Annotated in this window: 15 protein-coding genes; 8 read left to right on the top strand and 7 right to left on the bottom strand. The window is 72.4% G+C overall.

Features of this window, described 5'->3' with window-relative positions:
• Positions 1 to 14 precede the first annotated feature (14 nt).
• On the top strand, positions 15 to 164 hold the full coding sequence (locus tag V5E28_RS29055) for a hypothetical protein (protein WP_336211405.1): 150 nt from the start codon (positions 15 to 17) through the stop codon (positions 162 to 164).
• Here the strand turns inward: V5E28_RS29055 and V5E28_RS29060 are convergent.
• Genes V5E28_RS29060 through V5E28_RS29070 form a run of 3 tightly spaced genes read right to left on the bottom strand, consistent with a single transcriptional unit; the run spans position 152 to position 4,844 of the window.
• A complete protein-coding gene (locus V5E28_RS29060; RefSeq protein ID WP_336211407.1) occupies positions 152 to 892 on the bottom strand; it encodes an ABC transporter ATP-binding protein in 741 nt (246 codons plus the stop codon). The two genes, V5E28_RS29055 and V5E28_RS29060, sit on opposite strands and share 13 nt — an antisense overlap.
• Positions 892 to 3,564 (bottom strand): ABC transporter permease subunit, encoded by a 2,673-nt coding sequence (locus V5E28_RS29065; RefSeq protein WP_336211409.1) that lies wholly within the window; start codon positions 3,562 to 3,564, stop codon positions 892 to 894. Before V5E28_RS29065 ends, V5E28_RS29060 begins: the two co-directional genes overlap by 1 nt.
• Positions 3,561 to 4,844 (bottom strand): ABC transporter substrate-binding protein, encoded by a 1,284-nt coding sequence (locus tag V5E28_RS29070; RefSeq protein WP_336211412.1) that lies wholly within the window; start codon positions 4,842 to 4,844, stop codon positions 3,561 to 3,563. Before V5E28_RS29070 ends, V5E28_RS29065 begins: the two co-directional genes overlap by 4 nt.
• A gap of 124 nt (positions 4,845 to 4,968) precedes the next feature.
• Here V5E28_RS29070 and V5E28_RS29075 point away from each other — a divergent pair, with 124 nt between their 5' ends.
• The 3 genes from V5E28_RS29075 (at position 4,969) to V5E28_RS29085 (ending at position 7,277) form a co-directional block, all read left to right on the top strand.
• Complete coding sequence (locus V5E28_RS29075; RefSeq protein WP_336211414.1) at positions 4,969 to 6,057, top strand: alcohol dehydrogenase catalytic domain-containing protein; 1,089 nt, start codon at positions 4,969 to 4,971, stop codon at positions 6,055 to 6,057.
• 69 nt (positions 6,058 to 6,126) lie between these two features.
• Positions 6,127 to 6,627: a cupin domain-containing protein gene (locus V5E28_RS29080; protein ID WP_336211416.1), complete on the top strand. Its 501-nt coding sequence runs from the start codon at positions 6,127 to 6,129 to the stop codon at positions 6,625 to 6,627.
• A complete protein-coding gene (locus V5E28_RS29085; RefSeq protein ID WP_336211420.1) occupies positions 6,627 to 7,277 on the top strand; it encodes an ArsR/SmtB family transcription factor in 651 nt (216 codons plus the stop codon). The genes V5E28_RS29080 and V5E28_RS29085 overlap by 1 nt, the downstream gene beginning before the upstream one ends.
• Here V5E28_RS29085 and gdhA read toward each other — a convergent pair.
• The gene (gene gdhA, locus V5E28_RS29090) at positions 7,274 to 8,617 is read right to left on the bottom strand and encodes an NADP-specific glutamate dehydrogenase (RefSeq protein ID WP_336211421.1); all 1,344 of its coding nucleotides are present in this window, start codon (positions 8,615 to 8,617) and stop codon (positions 7,274 to 7,276) included. The genes V5E28_RS29085 and gdhA overlap by 4 nt on opposite strands.
• 356 nt (positions 8,618 to 8,973) lie before the next feature.
• On the opposite strand from gdhA, the gene V5E28_RS29095 reads away from it, so the two are divergent.
• Together V5E28_RS29095 and V5E28_RS29100 are read left to right on the top strand one after the other, a co-directional pair.
• Entirely contained in the window at positions 8,974 to 9,195 is a 222-nt protein-coding gene (locus V5E28_RS29095; protein ID WP_336211424.1) for a hypothetical protein, read from the top strand.
• 90 nt (positions 9,196 to 9,285) lie between these two features.
• Positions 9,286 to 9,882 carry a dienelactone hydrolase family protein gene (locus V5E28_RS29100; RefSeq protein WP_336211427.1) on the top strand — a complete coding sequence of 199 codons (597 nt, stop codon included), beginning with the start codon at positions 9,286 to 9,288 and terminating at the stop codon, positions 9,880 to 9,882.
• A 40-nt stretch (positions 9,883 to 9,922) separates the two neighbouring features.
• Here V5E28_RS29100 and V5E28_RS29105 read toward each other — a convergent pair whose 3' ends face one another.
• Positions 9,923 to 12,130 (bottom strand): MMPL family transporter, encoded by a 2,208-nt coding sequence (locus V5E28_RS29105; protein WP_336211430.1) that lies wholly within the window; start codon positions 12,128 to 12,130, stop codon positions 9,923 to 9,925.
• A 96-nt stretch (positions 12,131 to 12,226) separates the two neighbouring features.
• Here V5E28_RS29105 and V5E28_RS29110 point away from each other — a divergent pair, with 96 nt between their 5' ends.
• Complete coding sequence (locus tag V5E28_RS29110) at positions 12,227 to 12,763, top strand: TetR/AcrR family transcriptional regulator (protein ID WP_336211432.1); 537 nt, start codon at positions 12,227 to 12,229, stop codon at positions 12,761 to 12,763.
• Positions 12,764 to 13,001: 238 nt separating this feature from the next.
• Positions 13,002 to 13,781: an alpha/beta fold hydrolase gene (locus V5E28_RS29115; RefSeq protein WP_336211434.1), complete on the top strand. Its 780-nt coding sequence runs from the start codon at positions 13,002 to 13,004 to the stop codon at positions 13,779 to 13,781.
• A 51-nt stretch (positions 13,782 to 13,832) separates the two neighbouring features.
• Here V5E28_RS29115 and V5E28_RS29120 read toward each other — a convergent pair whose 3' ends face one another.
• Both V5E28_RS29120 and V5E28_RS29125 read right to left on the bottom strand, forming a co-directional pair.
• A complete protein-coding gene (locus V5E28_RS29120; protein WP_336211436.1) occupies positions 13,833 to 16,040 on the bottom strand; it encodes a protein kinase domain-containing protein in 2,208 nt (735 codons plus the stop codon).
• 106 nt (positions 16,041 to 16,146) lie between these two features.
• On the bottom strand, positions 16,147 to 17,808 hold the full coding sequence (locus tag V5E28_RS29125) for a protein kinase domain-containing protein (protein WP_336211438.1): 1,662 nt from the start codon (positions 17,806 to 17,808) through the stop codon (positions 16,147 to 16,149).
• Positions 17,809 to 17,813 lie beyond the last annotated feature (5 nt).

Raw genomic sequence — 17,813 nt, forward strand, 5'->3', positions numbered from 1 at the left:
CCCGGCAGGCTTCGGTGTCCAGAGACCGGGCTCACGCACCGCTCGTCAGAGCACGGCACGGCTATCGGGGCGACTCCGAGACCACCTCCGTCTCCTCGGCGCCGGCGCAGGCGGCCAGGGTCCGCGCCCGCCTCTTCGAGGTGCTGGGCGGTCAGCCCAGGTAGGCGGCGCGGACGGCGGGGTCGTCGCGGATCAGCTCCGGTGGCCCCGTGGCGATCACCCTGCCGAGGTCGAGGACCACGAGCCGGTCGCAGACGCCCATGACGAAGCCCATGTCGTGCTCCACCAGCAGCACGGTGGTGTCCAGCGCGGCGACGACCTCGGCCAGCCGGGACGTCTGGCCCGCGTCCAGGCCGGAGGTGGGCTCGTCGAGCAGCAGCAGGCGCGGCCGGTCGGCGAGGGCGCGGGCCAGCTCGACCAGCCTGCGCTGGCCGATCGGCAGCGCGGCCGCGTAGGCGTCGCGCAGCCCGCCCAGCCCGCAGAGCTCCAGCACCTCGGCCGCGCGGGCCCGGCGCTCGCGTTCGAGGCGCCGCCGGGCAGGCCATCCGGCCAGGTCGGCGAGCAGGCCACCGCCGCCGCCATGCCAGTCCAGCGCCGCCAGCACGTTGTCGGCCACGGTCAGGCGGCCGAACACCTGCGGCCGCTGGAACGTACGGCGCACCCCCTGTCTGGCCCGGCGCACCGGGGAGTCCCCCGTCACGTCCTCGCCCCCCACGCGCACCCGGCCCGCGTCCGGCCTGCGCAGCCCGGTCACCACGTCGAACAGCGTCGTCTTGCCCGCGCCGTTCGGCCCGATCACCCCGCAGACCTGGCCGCCGGGCACCTCGAACGACACCTCCGACAGCGCGCTCACCCCGCCGAAGGTCACGGACACGTCCTGTACGGCCAGCATCAGGACACCCCCAGATAGGCGGCGGTCAGGCGGTCGCCGTCCACCTCGGCGCGCGGGCCGGTCCAGGTGACCCGGCCGAGCCGCATGAACGCCACCCGGTCGGCGATCCGCAGCGCTTCCGTGGCCTTCTCCTCCACCAGGAGCAGGGCCACCCCGCGCTCCCGGAGCTCGGCGAAGATCTCGAAGACCTGCCGGACGACCAGTGGCGCGAGGCCGAGTGAGGGCTCGTCGGCGATGAGCACCCGCGGCGGGCGGACCAGCGCGGGAGCGAGGGTGAGCAGTTGCTGCTCGCCGCCAGACAGCGCCCCCGCAGATACGGCGCGGCGCTCGGCGAGCAGCGGCAGGCGCTCGTACACCTGGCCCGGGTCGGTCAGCCAGGTGCGCAGGTTCTCCTCCACGGTCAGGCCGGGGAACACGCCGCGGCCCTCGGGGGCCAGCAGCACGCCGGCCCGCGCCCTGCGGTGGGCGGGCCAGGCCGTGATGTCGGCACCGTCGAGCAGCACCCGCCCGGCGGTGACGGGAAGGTCTCCGGCGGCGACGGCGCAGGTGGTGGACTTGCCCGCGCCGTTGGCTCCGAGCAGCGCGACCACCTCGCCCGGCCGGACGGCCAGGTCCACCCCGCGCAGCACGGTGCAGTCGGCGTAACCGGCCACGACGTTCTCCAGCCGGAACAGCGCCACGTCGGCGGGCGCAGGCGCGGGTTGCCCGCCGACCTCCACCCGGGGCGATCTGCCGGCTGCCAGATCCGCCGACTCGCGCTGGAGTGCCACGGCCTGCTCGCGTTCCAGCCCGCGCGTGCGGCGGCGGTGGCGGGCCTCGGCCAGCTGCGCCAGGACACCGTCCGGGTGCTTGGCGAGAACCATCCCGCCCGCTCCGAACAGGATGGCGCCCACGTGCGCCGACACGTCCCAGGTGCCGAGCAGCTCGGGAAAGATGACGGCGATCAGCCCGCCGAGCACCGCGCCGCCGATCCGCCGCACGCCCTGCAGCACCACCACGGCCAGCCAGACGAACCCGGAGAAGGCAGGCAGATCCGTGGCCGTGATCGACCCCTTGGAGATCGCGTACAGCACGCCGCCCAGCCCGGCGATCGCGGAGGCGAGCACGAAGAGCAGGATCTTGGTGCGCGGGGCGGACAGCCCCGAGGTGACGGCTGCCGCAGGCGCGGACCGGACCGCCAGGATCGCCCTACCAGAAGCCGATCTTTCGAGGTTCTTCACCAGAAGACCGACGAGCCCGATGAGCACGAGCAGCAGCACCACCCGCACCCGCGGATCGGACGTGTCCGCGAACCCGAAGCCGAGTGCCGGCAGCGGCCACCCGATCGTGCCGTTGCTGAACGCGTCCACCTGGAACAGCACCTGGTCGGCGAGGAGCGCCAGCGCGAGCGTGGCCAGCGTGAGCACCCGCCCGCCCAGCCGGAGCGCGGGCAGCGCCACCAGCAACCCCACCGCACCGGCCGCCAGCACCCCCAGCAGGATCGCCGGGAGGAACGGCAGCCCGGAGGCGAACGCCCACCCGCAGGTCAGCGCCGCCATCGCGGCGAAGGACGCCTGCGCCAGGTTCACCATCCCGCCGATCCCGGTGACCACCACGAACGAGCAGAAGATCAGCGCCAGCACCAGCCCCTGCGCGGCGACGCCCACGTAGTACTCCGACCCGGCGAAGGTGAAGACCAGCAGCGCGACCAGCCCCACCACCCACGGCAGCCGCCGCCGCCAGAGCGGCACCCCGGCCAGGTGGTCCGGCGGTGGCGCGTCCTCGGCCGTGCTGCCCGCCACCCGCTCCCGCGACCTGTTGAGCAGCACGAGCCCGGCGAACAGCAGGATGACCGGCACCGCCGTCCGCAGCCCGGTGACCTCCTCCAGGAAGTCGGTGTATCCGGCGACCAGGTTCTGCACCACGCCCAGCCCGAGCCCGGCGGCGAACGTCCACGGGATCGACCGCAGCCGCCCGAACACCGCCGCGGTCGCCGAGGCGAACAGCAGCACCGTGTAGGCCGTGGCGTCGAGCCCGACCACCGAGACGGCCAGCACCCCGGCCAGCCCGGCCAGGCCGGAGCCGAGCGTCCAGGCCAGGGCCGAGGTGGCGTCCACGTCCACGCCGCGCAGCGTGGCCAGGCGCCTCCGGTCCACCGAAGCCCGCATGCGCAGGCCGTAGGGAGTGTGCCGCATGAACGCCCAGAGCCCTACGGCGGTGACCGCCGAGAAGGCGAACGTGATGAGCTGGTCGGTGTCCAGACGCGCGCCGAGCAGTTCGATGCCCTGCGCCGGGTGCGGGCCGATGCCGCGCGGCAGCGCGGTGGCGTCCGCGCTCGGCAGCCCCAGCAGGTCCACCACGAGCAGGCCGAGGGCGGGCAGTGCGATCGTCAGCCCGATCGTGCCGACGATCTGCGCGGTCTCCCCCGCCTGCGCGAGTCCGGCGAACATGGCCCTGTGCAGCAGGTATCCCAGTGACGGCGCGAACAGGGCGACGGCGATCAGCGCGGACAGCCAGGCGGGCAGCCCGAGGGCCACGTTGCACTGGTAGAACACCAGCGCCGTCAGGAATCCGACGGCGCCGTGGGCGAAGTTGAACACCCCGGTCGCCGCGTACGACAGGGTCAGGCCGGACCCCATGATCGCGAAGATCGCACCGGTGACGAGCCCGCTGAGGACGTAGCCGACGATCATCGCAGTGGCACGTTGTCGAAGCACTTCATGCTTCTGGCCACCTGGAAGGCGCCGCCGTCCAGCTTGACCAGGGCGCCGCAGCCGTTCGGCTCGCTGTGGTCCTTCGGGTAGCGGATCCGGCCGAAGCCCGGATTGTCGTAGGCGTAGGAGCCGTTGCCGGTGGCCAGGAACTTCTCCCTGGTCAGGTCCTTGCCCGCCTTGGTCAGCATGTCGAGGAAGATGTCGGCCGCCCAGTAGCCGATGGCCAGGTGCTGGGTCAGCGTGGTGCCCGGCGCCACCTTCTCGACGTCGGCCTTGAGCCGGGCGATCTGCGGGGCGTCCGACTCGAACGGCTCGAACATGGGCGCGGCGATCACGCCCTCCAGCGCCTGCGCGCTGGCCTGGTCCTTCAGGATGGCGGCGTCGTAGCTGGTGGCGTCGGTGAGGACGCCCTGGTAGCCGGCCCGCTTCAGCGCCGAGTACAGGCCCACGTTGAACTTGGTGCCCGCGATCACCGAGACCACGACGTCGGGCGGCTCCCCGCCGTCCGAGCTCATGATCTTGTTGACGTACGGGAGCCAGTCGGGCGGTGGTGCGGCGGCGGGCAGCCCAGAGTTCACCCCGGCGAGCTCGAACCCGGCCGCGGTGAACGACTGGGAGATGGTCGTCCCGCCGTACTTGCTGCCGCTGGAGTCGGAGGTCTGCACGTACACGCTCTTGCCTTCGGCGCCGCCGAGCAGGTCGGCCATCTGCCTGCCCCACCACGTCTGGGAGCCCGCGCCCTGCTTGGGGGCCAGGCAGCCGTTGTAGCCGAACCCGGTCTTGGTGCCGCACCACTGCGGCCCGGTCGCCCAGCCGAACCACGGCACGCCCTGCTGCTCCAGGAAGGCGGCGCCGCCGAAGTTCGGCGCGTGCACCGGCACCAGCGCGAACACCTGGTCCTTCTGCACGAGCTTCTTGGCGGCGGCGTCGCCCTTGGCCGCGTCCTGGCCGTCGTCCTCCGCGCCGAGGAACTCGATCGTGCGCCCGTGGACGCCGCCTTCGGCGTTGGCCCGCTCGAATCTGGCCTTGGCGCCGATCTCCGCGTCCTTGGTGGAGTAGCCGCTGGCGCTGGTCTTGGTCAGCACGCCGCCGATCCGGACGGTGGTGGCCGTGACGCCCGGCGCGGCCCCGCCCTGTGTGCCGCCGGCGCGCTGCTCGGCCGCGCACCCGGCCAGCAGTCCAGCCGCCGCCAGCGCCGCCACGCCCCGCCGTACCGTGTGCTGTCGCCGCACCATGACCTCCCTGCGTACGGCGGGCACCCAGCTGCTTTGGCCTAGCGCTCGCTTGGTTTTGCGTCAGCGTAAGTTCGCCCGGAAAAGGTGTCAACGACACACGACCGAGCAACCGCTTGTTCGTGATCGGCCGCCGGGCTAGCGTGGGCGCATGCTGATGCGCGCGGCCGTGCTGACCGGCTTCCACGCCCCGATGGAGATCCGCGACGTAGAGATAGCCGACCCCGGTCCCGGCGAGGTCCGCGTCCAGATCAAGGCCTCCGGCGTGTGCGGCTCCGACCTCAAGGCCATCGACGGCAAGAGCCCGGTCGTCGCCCGCCTGCCGTTCATCCTCGGCCACGAGAGCGCCGGCGTCGTGGAGAGCACCGGCCCGGGGGTGACCGGCGTCAAGGCCGGCGACCACGTCATCATCGCCATGAACGGCCCCTGCGGGAAGTGCCGCGGCTGCGGCGCCGGCCGCTTCCACCTGTGCTCCGGCCGGGCCAGGACCACCGCCATCATGGGCGGCCCGCCCCGCGTCACGCTGGCGGGCGAGGAGACCCGGCGGTTCATCGGCATCGGCTCGTTCGCCGAGTACACCGTGGTCAGCGAGGCCATGTGCGTGAAGATCGCGCCGGACGCCCCGTTCGACGCCATGTGCCTGCTGGCGTGCGCCGTCGTCACGGGCGTCGGCGCGGTGCTCAACGTCGCCAAGGTCACCCCCGGCTCCACGGTCCTGGTGGTCGGCTGCGGCGGCGTCGGCCTGAACGTCGTCCAGGGCGCGGTCCTCGCGGGCGCCACCACGATCATCGCCGCCGACGTGGCCGACCAGAAGCTCAAGCTGGCCGAACGCTTCGGCGCCACCCACACCCTCGTGCCCGGCGACCTCCCGTCCCAGGTGGGCGACCTGGTCAGAGGCGGCGTCGACTACGTCTTCGACGTCACAGGCGTCCCCGGCGTCCTCGCCAGGGCCTTCGCCGCCACCCAGCCCGGCGGCACCACCGTCATGGTCGGCAGCCCCCCGGCCGGCCACGCGATCGAGCTCGACCCCGGCGTGCTGTTCGCCTCCCGCCGCCTCATGGGCACCCAGGGCGGCGACGCGGCCCCCCAGCGCGACCTGCCGATGCTCGCCGAGCAGTATCTACGCGGCCGCCTCGACCTCAACGGCCTGATCAGCGAACGGCTGCCGCTGGAGCAGATCGACGACGCGGTCGCGCACACCCGCCAGGGCGCCGTCGCCCGCACCGTCATCGTCTTCTGAGCCCGAGGCCTTCCCGTCCCGTACAGCTTCCGCTAATCTAAAGAACATTAGAAGATTAGAGGAGGCGGCATGTCGTACCCCCCAGCCCGCTACCTGGGCGAGAGCGGCGAGACCAGCGGCATCTTCCGGCCGGGCGGACAGGAGCCGGACCTGCGGATGAGCGCGACCCCCGACGGCACCCAGGTGCACTACCTGGGCACCGGGGCCTCCACCAACGGGGCGTTCGGGCTCTACCGGTGGGAGATGGGGCCCCGGCCGGGCGGGCCGAGCCCCCACTTCCACCGGACGATCACCGAGTCCTTCTACGTCCTGTCCGGCAGCATCCGGCTCTACAACGGCGTCAAGTGGGCGGACGGGGCACCGGGCGACTTCCTGTTCCTGCCTGAGGGCGGCATCCACGCCTTCTGCAACGAGTCCGGCGAGCCGGCGACGATGCTGATCCTCTTCACCCCGGGAGCACCGCGCGAGGGCTACTTCGAGGAGTTGGCCGACATCAACGTGTCCGGACGGCAGCTCAGCGACGAGGAGTGGACCGAGCTCTACCTGCGCCACGACCAGTACATGGTCTGATGCCCGACTTCCCGGAAGAGCCGATCTACCGGCACCTCGCCCGCATCGGCAAGGCGCTGTCCAGCCCGGTGCGGCTGCGCCTGCTCGACGTGCTCGACCAGCGCGAGCGTACGGTCGAGGAGCTCGCGGAGGAGGCCGGGGTCGCGTTGAAGAACACCTCGGCCCAGCTCCAGCAACTCCGCGCCGCCCACCTGGTGACCAGCCGGAAGGAAGGCACCCGGGTCTACTACCGGCTGGCCGACGAGCCGGTGTCGAGCTTCCTCGGCCACTTCCAGCGGTTCGCCCACGAACGGCTCGCCGACCTGCGGGACGCGATCGAGGAGCGGCTCGGCTCGTTCGAGGCGGTGTCGGCCGGCGAGCTGGCCGAGCGGCTCGCCGATCCGGACACGGTGGTCGTGGACGTGCGCTCGGCCGAGGACTACGCCGAGGGCCACGTGCCCGGCGCGGTGTCGGTGCCGCTCAAGGAGCTGCGGGACCGGCTCGGCGAGATCCCCGGGGACGCGGAGATCATCGCCTACTGCGGCGGCCCCTACTGCGTGGTCTCCCCCCGGGCCGTGGAGCTGCTGCGCTCACACGGCTACCGGGCGCGCCCCCTCGACGGCGGCCTCATCGGCTGGCGCCGCTCGGGGCACGGCGTGCAGGGACCCTAGATCAGGCCGAGGGCCAGCATCGCGTCGGCGACCCGGCGGAAGCCGTCGATGTTGGCCCCCGCCACGTAGTTGCCCGGCATGCCGTACTCGTCGGCGGTCTGCAGGCAGCGGCCGTGGATGTCACGCATGATCTCCTGCAGGCGGCGCTCGGAGAACTCGAAGGTCCACGAGTCCCGGCTCGCGTTCTGCTGCATCTCCAGCGCGCTGGTGGCGACGCCGCCGGCGTTGGCGGCCTTGCCGGGACCGAACGCGACCCCCGCGTCCAGGAACACCTTGATCCCTTCGGGCGTCGTGGGCATGTTCGCACCCTCGCCGACCGCCAGGCAGCCGGCCTCGACCATCGCGGCGGCGTCGCGGCCGGTGATCTCGTTCTGCGTGGCGGACGGCATCGCCACCTCGCAGGGCACCTCCCACACGCTGTGGCCCGGCACGAACGTGACGTGCTCGCCGCGGCGTGCCGCGTAGGCGTCCAGCCGGCCGCGTTCCACCTGCTTGACCTGCTTGAGCAGCTCCAGGTCGATGCCCTTGTCGTCGAGCACATAGCCGGAGGAGTCGGAGCAGGCGACCACCGCGCCGCCGAGCTGCTGGACCTTCTCGATGGTGTAGACGGCGACGTTGCCGGAGCCGGACACCACCACCCGCTTGCCGTCGAAGGAGGTGCCGCGCGCCTTCAGCATCTCCTCCACGAAGAACGCGCACCCGTAGCCGGTCGCCTCGGTGCGCACCTGGGCGCCGCCGTACGTCAGCCCCTTGCCGGTGATCACCCCGGACTCGTAGCGGTTGGTGATGCGCTTGTACTGGCCGAACAGGAAGCCCACCTCACGCCCGCCGACGCCGATGTCACCGGCGGGAACGTCGGTGTGCTCGCCGATGTGGCGGTAGAGCTCGGTCATGAAGCTCTGGCAGAAGCGCATGACCTCCCGCTCGGAGCGCCCCTTGGGGTCGAAGTCCGAGCCGCCCTTGCCACCGCCGATGGGCAGGCCGGTCAGGCTGTTCTTGAAGATCTGCTCGAACCCGAGGAACTTGACGATCCCCAGGTAGACCGACGGATGGAAACGCAGCCCGCCCTTGTACGGGCCCAGCGCGCTGTTGAACTCGACCCGGAAGCCGCGGTTGATCTGCACCTCGCCGCGGTCGTCCTCCCACGGCACCCGGAAGATGATCTGCCGCTCCGGCTCGCAGATGCGCTCGATGATCTTCGACTCGGTGTATTCGGGATGCTTGCCGAGAGCCGGGCCCACGCTTTCGAGGACCTCGCGCACCGCCTGGTGAAACTCGATCTCTCCAGGATTGCGGCGGAGGACGTTGTCGTAGATGGACGACACTTTCTCGTGCAACACAGATTCTCCCAGCTCACGACCGTATCTCTTCACTTTAGGGTGCGGCCGGGTGTGAGCCGGATCCGGGAGGCGGGTAGCCGCGGTGTGGTCGCCCGACAGCTCGCTATACGGATCCTGAAGGTGTCCCTTCTAGGATCGGGCCTCCTGCCACATCCCCCGGAAGTTCGACATGCGCATCGCAGTAGCCGTCGGCGCCGTGGCGTTGACTGCCGTGCTCGCCTCGTGCGGATTGATCCAGAATCGTCCTGTCGGAGGCGGGGGCCCGGAGCGCCAGACACCCACCGCTCAAGCCGCCGGCACCACACCGGCCCAGTCCCCACGAGTGCATCCCGGCCGCCGAGGTGCCCGGCCTGAACGTGCCCGGGGTGGAAGTGCCCGGCGTGGAGATCCCCGGCGCGGAGCTGAAGTCGTACGAGGTCGGCAAGAGCGAGGTGTTCGAAGGCGACGGCTCGATCGCCTACGCGCTCAAGGCCGACGTGCTCTTCGACTTCGACAGTGCCACCGTCAAGCCCGCCGCCGCCGACGACCCGGCGGGGCGGGCGAAGAACCGCAGAGTGGTCATCTCTGTCCAGACCTGACCGCGACCCGCGCGCGACGGAAATGTCGGAGGCTCAGGAGATGCTCGTCCTGGCGGCGCCGAACGGGCGCCGCGGAGCGAAGGGAGCGAAATGGCCGAGGTGCTGCTGTTCCATCACGTGCATGGGCTGACGTCGGGTGTGCACGCGTTCGCCGACAGGCTCAGGCAGGCGGGTCACACCGTCCACGTCCCGGACCTGTACGGAGGCCGCGTCTTCGACACGCTCAAGGAGGGCCTCGACTACGTCAGGGAGGCCGGGTTCGACTCGATCGTCGAGCGCGGACGAGCCGCCGCCGAAGGGCTGCCGAGCGCGCTCGTCTACGCCGGATTCTCCCTCGGCGTGCTGCCCGCGCAGATGCTGGCCCAGACGCGAGCCGGCGCGAAGGGCGCGCTGCTGTTCCACTCCTGCGTCCCGCTGTCCGAGTTCGGCGGCGTCTGGCCCGAGGGGGTCCCGGTCCAGATCCACGGGATGGACCGGGACGAGTCCTTCGTGGACGAGGGCGACCTCGAAGCGGCCCGCGCCCTGGTCGAGACGACCGCCGACGCGGAGCTGTTCCTCTACCCCGGCGACCGGCACATGTTCGCCGACAGCAGCCTGCCCGACTACGACGGGCCTGCCGCGAAACTGCTGACCGAGCGGGTGCTCAGGTTCCTCGGAGCGGGGCAGGCCCTGCCGCCGTCGGCGTAGCCGTGCCCCTGCGCGCCGAGCGCCTCGACCGGGTCGGAGCTCACAGCCGGGCGACGGGCTGACGCACCGGGACCGGCCGAGGCTCCTCCTCCTCGTGCCCTTCCACCGACAGGTTGGGCAGCAGCCGGTCGAGCCACCGCGGGCACCACCAGTTCCACCGGCCGAGCAGCACCATGGTCGCCGGCACCAGGAACCCCCGGATGACGGTCGCGTCCACCGCGATGGCCACCGCCAGCCCCACCCCGAAGGTCTTGACCATCGGGTCCGGATAGGCGATGAACGCCGTGAAGACGGCCACCATGATCAGCGCGGCGGAGGTGATCACCCGGCCGGTCGATCCCAGCCCCTCCGCGACCGAGCGCGCGTTGTCACCGTGCTTCACGTACGCCTGCCGCACCGCGGTCAGCAGGAAGACCTCGTAGTCCATCGACAGCCCGAACAGCACCGCGAACAGCATCAGCGGCACGTAGGTCTCGATCGGCACGGAGAAGAAGATCGTCTGCAGGTACGAGCTGTTCGCCGGCGCGTCCATGCCGATCAGGCCGGTGCCCAGCCCGATGGAGAACACCAGCGCCAGCGCGCCGAAGGCGGCTCCGAGGGAGACGAGGTTCATCAGCGCGGCCTTGATCGCGACGACCGGCGCCCTGAAGGCGAAGAGCAGCAGCAGGGCGCTGAGCAGCACGACCACCCCGATGACGAGCGGCGTGCGCTCGGCCATCCGGTCTGCCGCGTCGGCGAGCCCGGCGACCTCCCCGCCCACGTGCAGGTCCACGCCGTCCACGTCCAACCGCCGGATCTCCCTGACGACGTCGGCGGCCCGGGGATCGCTGGGAGCGTAGTCGGGGACGGCCTGGATCATGACGGTCCGGCCGGACTCGCTGACCTTGGCCGGTGACACGTGCGCGACCCCGTCGACGCCCTCGATCTCGCGGCTCAACTCCTCGACGACGGCGTCGGAGGCGCTCACCTCGGTGGGCACGGCCGCGACCACGGTCATCGGGCCGTTGCTGCCGGGGCCGAACCCGGTGGCCATCAGCTCGTAGGCCCGCCGGGACGGCTCGCCCTGCGCGCCGTACCCCTCGTCGAGCGGCCCCAGCTTGATCGCGAGGGCGGGTGCGGCGAGCGTGGCCAGCACGAGCACGCTGCCCAGCAGCACCCCCCACGGCCGGCGCGCCACCCACGCGCCGAGCCCGCCCCAGCCGGACGACTCGGGACGGCGGCCGAGGAAGGGCACCTTGAGCGCGTTGACCCGGTGCCCGAGCAGCCCGAGCAGGGCGGGCACCAGCGTGATCGCGGTGAGGACGGCCGTGACCACGGAGATCCCGGTGATCCACCCCAGAGTGCGCAGCAGCGGGAACCCGCCCAGCATGAGCGCGCTCAGCGCGATGATCACGGTACCGCCGGCGAACACCACGGCCCCGCCGGAGCTCGCCACGGCCCGGCGCACCGCCTCCTGGACCGGCAGGCCGGAGGCGAGCAACTTGCGGTGCCTGGACATCAGGAACAGCGCGTAGTCGATGCCGACGCCGAGGCCGATCATCGTGGCCATGATGCCCGCCTGCTTGGGCACGTCCATGACGTGGCCGAGCAGGCCGATCACCCCCAGCCCCGAGGCGACGCTGACGAGCGCGGTGAAGATGGGCACCAGCGCGGCGGTGAGCGTGCCGAAGGCGAAGATCAGCACCAGCAGCGCGCACACCACACCGATGATCTCGCTCGGTCCGGTCGTGATCTCCTTGTCGGCGGGGGTGGAGCTGTCCGCGGGGACGACTTCGAGCCCTGCTTCCCTGGCCGGCTCGGCCGCCTTCGACAGGACCGCCGTGTTCTCGGCGACCTTGGAGCTGTCGTGCCCCTCCATGCGTACGGTGATCAGGCCGATCTGCAGGTTGGCGGCGATGCCTCCCGTCCGGTACGGCGAGTCGACCTCCACCACGTGCGGCCGGGTGCGGATGCTGTCGACGGCCCGCTCGACGGCCTGCTTGCGCTCCTCGTCGATGAGCTTGCCCTGCGGGGCGTAGACCACCAGCTGTACGGTGCCGCCCGGCTCGAATCCCGGGCCGAACCCGTCGCGCATCAGGTCATGGGCGCGCTGCGCGTCGGTGCCGGGGATGGTGGCGTCGTTGCTCACCGGGCTGCCGAGCACGAGGCTGCCGCCCATCAGGACTGCCGCGGCGATGACCCATAATGCCAGGACGATCCGTCCGTGCCTCGCGCACCAGCCGCCCAGCCGACCCAGAAAGCGCGACATCGCCTGCCCCCTCTTCGACGCCCGTCCTGTACGGTCGTTCAGGCCATACGATAAGGCCGGACATATCGGGAAGGCTGTAGCACCCGTGGAAATGAGATGATGACCACAGCCGACGACACCCGCACCCGCATCCTGGCAGCGGCTCAGGAGCTGTTCGCCGAGCGCGGCTACGCCCTCACCTCACTTGCCGACATCGCCGCCGCCGTGGGACTGACGAAGACGGCCGTCGCCTACCACTTCCACCCGAAGGACCGGCTCGCCGCCGAGCTGCTCGCGCCCGCAGCCGACGACATGCTCACGCTGCTCGGCGCCGACTTCGGCGGCGACAGGCGGGCGACGGTGGAGGCGCTGGTCGGCTTCGTGGTGCGGCACCGCGCCGTGCTCCGCCTGCTCATGGAGGACATCGGCCGCGCCGACGACGCCCCGCCGGGATCGACGGGCGAGGCGATCAGGACCTTCCGCGACGAGGTGCTCGCCAAGCTCATCGGCCCGGATCCGGACGACGAGGCCAGGATTCGGGGCTGGGCCGTGCTGGGCGCGCTGCAGTGGGGCGTCGTGCACACCATGGACCTGCCGCCGGAGCGCGTACACGAGTCCCTCCTGCGCGCGACACTGGCGATCGAGGAGCTCTAGGGCCTGGCCACCTCCTCGCCTGGGCGGCCGACAGGTCCGGCTCGAAGGCTGGACCGTCACGCTGGGAGGCACCCCCCGATGAAGGCCGGACACATCACAGCCGCGGTGGCGCTGCTCGTGCTGCTCTTCCAGCGCCGCATCGCCGCCGGGCTCACGGCGGGGGCCCTGAAGTAGCGATTCCGCGTTCGCCTACGATGCCGGAGGCCCCATCCGTTCGAACGCACAAGAGGTCTCCACCTTGCCAGTAGCGACAGCCCAGGACGGCACCGCGCTGTCCTACCAGGTCCGCGGCAGCGGCGAACCGCTCCTCCTCCTGGCGGGCCAGGCCAACAACCACCACTGGTGGGACGGCGTCAGGGAGGACTTCGAGGCCGACCACCTGACGATCACCCTCGACTACCGGGGCACCGGCGACAGCGGCAAGCCGGACGCGCCGTACACCACCAGGGGGTTCGCCACCGACGCGATCGCCGTCCTGGACGACCTGGGCGTGGATCGGGCGCGAGTGTACGGCACGTCGATGGGCGGGCGGGTGGCCCAGTGGCTCGCGGCCGACCATCCCGGCCGCGTGACGGCCCTGGTGCTGGGCTGCACCTCGCCCGGCGGCACGCACGGCGTCGAACGTGACGCCGAGGTGCGCAGGTCGCTGGCCCAGCCCGACCGCGAGGCGGCGGAGCGGGCGCTGCTGGAGCTGATGTACACCCCCAACTGGCTCTCCCGCCACCCCGGGCCCCACCAGACCGTCGGGGACCCGGCCATGCCCGCCCACGCGCGACGCCGTCACCTGCGAGCCAGCGCCGGCCACGACACCTGGGACGTGCTGCCTGCCATCACCGCCCCGACGCTGGTGGTGCACGGGAGCGACGACGTGTTCAACCCGGCGGCCAACGCCCCCCTCCTGACCGGCCGCATCCCCGGCGCGTCGATGCTGATGATCCCCGGCGCCCGGCACGCCTACTTCGAGGAGTTCCGGGAGGTCGCGGGTCCTGCCGTGCTGGACTTCTTCCGCCGCGGCTGACGCCCGCCGCGGAGAGCCCGGCGGTGGTTCGGGTCTGACTCAGGGCCCGCGTCAGGGGCTGGCGGGTGGCTCGGGGGTTTCTGTTGGTGTTTGGGTTGGCTCAGTGGGGTCCGGGCCCGATTGGGGGGAGATGCCCACGCTGACCAGCACGGACGCTCCCGGCTTGGCACAGATGCCGGGCTTCACCGACTGTGCGACGGCGAGGTTGAGCTGCGACTCGTCCTCCACGACCTGGCCGCGCATGGTCACGGTGAAGCCGGCCGCGCGCAGGGCGGCGCGGGCGTTCTCGCGGGACTGGCCGATCACCGACGGCACGACGGCGCCGTGGCGGGCGACCGCGAGTGACACCGGGGTGCCGCCCGAGACGCGGCTGCCCGCCTTCGGCGTGCTGGACAGGACCTGGCCGTTCGGGTCGGGCGCGCAGGTTCTCGTGATCGAGCCGACCGCAAGGCCGGCACCGGTCAGGGCGGCTTCGGCGGACTTGCGTCGCATGCCGGCGACGGTGGGGACCCGCAGGCCCGCCGACACCTGAAGCGACACCCTTGCGCCTTCGGGGACGGCGGTGCCGGCCGCGGGGCGGCTGCTCAGCACCTCGCCGATCTTCTTCGCGGAGTCCACCTGGGTGACCTCGCCCGCCACCAGCCCGGCTCGCTGGATCGCCTTGACGGCCGCCGCCCGGCTGAGACCCGCCAGGGGAGGCACCGGGATGCTCACCGGTCTGACCACGGGCGGGTCGTCAGCGGGAGGTTTGCGCGGTTTGGCGCTCTGCTTCTCCTTGATCGGCGTGGACTTGTCCACCGGGGACACGGTCGCCACCGGGCCGACGTCGGCGGCGGAGGGTTGCGCGCCGCCCTGCGAGGGCCGGCCCCTCTCACCCAGCGGCGGCGCCAGCAGCGTGACCACCACGGCGGCGCTCACCAGCAGGGCTCCGGTGGCGGCGAGCCCCGCCCGGCCCAGCGCCTGGCTCCGGCGCTTCGGCACCGTCTCGGATAACGCGACCTGTCGCGAGGTTTCGTCCGCCGGGCGCTCCGGAGCGGCTTCGGAGCCGTGCGGTTCGGCGTCCCCGAAGGCCGCGCGCTGCTCCGGTCGCCGGCGGTCCTCGGGTAACCGGAATCCGTGTGCCGCGCCCGTCGCCTCGGGCTCGGCCATGGGGGCGAAAGGCGAACCGGACGAGGCGTCGGCCGCCCCGGAGCCGCCGCCGCCCGTCGCGCCAGGGGAAGAGGTGTGCGGACCCGTCGCGTCCTGATCAGAGCTGGACGAGCCCGCCGTAACAGGAGGCGAAGCGTCCAGACCCGTGCCGGGAGAAGAGGTGTCCGCATCCGCACCGGGCACCCGGACCTCCCCAGGCGGATGCGTGGCGGAGGAGGCTTCGGTCCTGGGCGGAGGTACGGCGAAGCCGGGGACGGGCGTCGCGCGGAGGATGTGCGGCGGCGGGGAGCGCAGCACCTCGGCCGGCAGCCCGCCCGAGCCCCCCAGCAGCGCGAGCAGCAGATCCCTGCTGCTGGGCCGGTTGCGCGAGTCCTTGTCCAGGCACGCCTCGACCAGCTCCCTGAGCTCCCCGTCGAGGCGGCCGAGCTCGGGCTGGGCCGTGAGGATGCGGTGCAGCACCGGCGCCACCGAGTCCTGCCCGAAGGGGGCGGTGCCGTTGGCGGCGAAGCACATCGTGGCGCCCCAGGAGAACACATCCGCCGCCCCGGTGACCGCGGACGCGGTGATCTGCTCCGGCGCCATGTAGGCGGGGGTCCCGACACCCCTGCCGGTCAGCGTCGCCGCCGCGTCCAGCGCCCTGGCCAGGCCGAAGTCGATCACGCGGGGGCCGTCGGAGCCGAGGAGCACGTTCTGGGGCTTGAAGTCGCGGTGCACGATGCCCGCGCGGTGGATGGCGGTGATCGCGGTGGCGGTGCCGACGGCCAGCCGTTCGAGCGCGCCGCCGCGGCGTGGCCCGGTGAGCATGACCTCGCGGGCCAGCGACGGCCCGTCGACGTACTCGCTCACGATGTACGCCCTGCCGTCGTCGAACCCGGCGTCGACCACCTGGGCCGTGCAGAACCTGGCCACGTGCTTGGCCAGCTCCACCTCGCGCAGGAACGCCGCCCGCTCGTCCCCGACCGGCCCATGCAGCAGCTTGACCGCGTACGTGTCCTCGTCCCTCGTCCCGAGGTACACCACGCCCTGGCCGCCCTCGCCCAGGCGCCCGCCGAGCTCGTAGCCGCCGAGCCGCCGCGGGTCCCCCGTTCTCAGCGGCTGCGCCGTTGGCACGGGGCGCCTCCCCTCGCCGCCACCCCTTTACCCTTCCACTGAAGGCAACCGGTGCCGGAGAGTCAACGGTGACCGGGTCATCGCCGCCTGACCGTGACACTCGCGGTCACGAGGTGCGGGAGATCGTGCCCGAATAGGCGACTTCCTGCTCACCCTGGCGGATCACCGAGATGGCCATCTGGTCGGCGTCGGCGGTCGGCTGGATGCGGAGCGTTCCCGGATGGCACTCCTCGCCCTTGACGTCGCCGAGCTCGAACACCATCTCCCGCGCGGTCCCGCTGAGCCTCCCGGAGCAGTGCAGGTCGGCCCCCCACCGCATGCTGGAGTCGCGCTCGCCCGCCAGCCGGATCTCGACCGGGAACACGCGCTCGGCGCCCGGATGCTCGGCCGACCCGGTCCAGGTGCCCTCCAGCCCGGGCCCGCCCGCGCCCTGCGACCAGAACACCCATGCGGCGATCCCGATGGCCAGCCCGGCGGCCAGCACCGCCAGCTGCCACGTCTTCGGCCGACGCCTGACCCTGCCCGCCGTGCTGCCCGTGCTGCCCGTGTTGCCGGGAGTGCCCGTGGCGGGCGGTCGCGCCGGTCCGAGCGCGGGCAGCTCCCGAGTCTGCGCCCGCGCAGGCGAGGACCGGGCATCCGGAGACGGGGACGGAGTGGAGACCGGCCCCCGCGCGGGCCCCGACGGGGTGGGAGCGGGCGAGTACGTGGACGCGGACGTGTCCACGAGCGCCGCCAGCGCGCTGCGGCTCCCGGTGGAGCCGCCACTTGAGCCCGGCCCTCGCACTCGCCACGCGACGGTGGCGACGCCGGCCGGAGGAGCCGTGGGAGCGGTGGTGTCGTCGGTCTCCGACGGATGATCGGGATCGGCGTCGCCGACAGTCGTAGCAGGCCGACCAGGTGAGCGGCCGGGAGGTGGGCCGGTGATGTCCACAGCCGCCATCGCGCCGGTGGAGAGGACGTCGCCGGTCATGTCCTGGTTCAGCAGCCGCCGGAGCACCTCCTCGGCGTCCGGCCGGTCACCCGGCTCGGGCGCCAGGCAGGCGTCGACGAGCTCACGCAGTCTCCCGGTCAGCGTGCCCAGGTCCGGCTTGCCGTACAGGATCCTGGCGAGGACCTCCTGGTGGGTGTCGGCGGTGTAGGCGTGCCTGCCCGTGGCGGTGTAGGCGACGGTCAGGGCCCAGGCGTACAGGTCGGCGGCGGGACCGGCGGGTTCGCCCTTGATGCGCTCCGGCGACAGGTACGCGGGGGTGCCGAGGGGGATGCTGCCGGTGGTGGCGGCGCTGTCCATCAGCCGGGAGACACCGAAGTCGATCACTCGTGGGCCGTCCAGGCTGAGCAGCACGTTGCCCGGCTTGAAGTCGCGGTGCACGACGGCGGCGCGGTGGATGGCGCCGAGGGCGGTGGCGGTGCCGATGGCCAGGCGGTGCAGCGAGCCGCCGGTGCGCGGCCCCTTGGCGATGACGTGCTCCCGAAGCGAGATGCCGTCCACGTACTCGCTGACCAGGTAGGGCCGGTCGCCTTCGAGGTCGGCGTCGAGGAGCTGGGCGGTGCAGAAGGGCGCGACCCTGCGCACCGCCTCGACCTCGGCCAGGAATCTGCGGCGCACCGCCGGGTCGGCCGACAGGCTGGCGTGCAGCAGCTTGATCGCGACCTGGGCGCCGTTGCCGGTGTGGCCGAGGTAGACGACACCCTGGCCGCCCTGGCCGAGCCGTCCTGAGAGCCGGTACGCGCCAAGGCGACGCGGGTCAGCGGCACGGAGCTCGGACATAGGCC

The sequence above is a fragment of the Nonomuraea sp. LPB2021202275-12-8 genome, from assembly GCF_037044575.1.
Taxonomy (GTDB): Bacteria; Actinomycetota; Actinomycetes; order Streptosporangiales; family Streptosporangiaceae; genus Nonomuraea.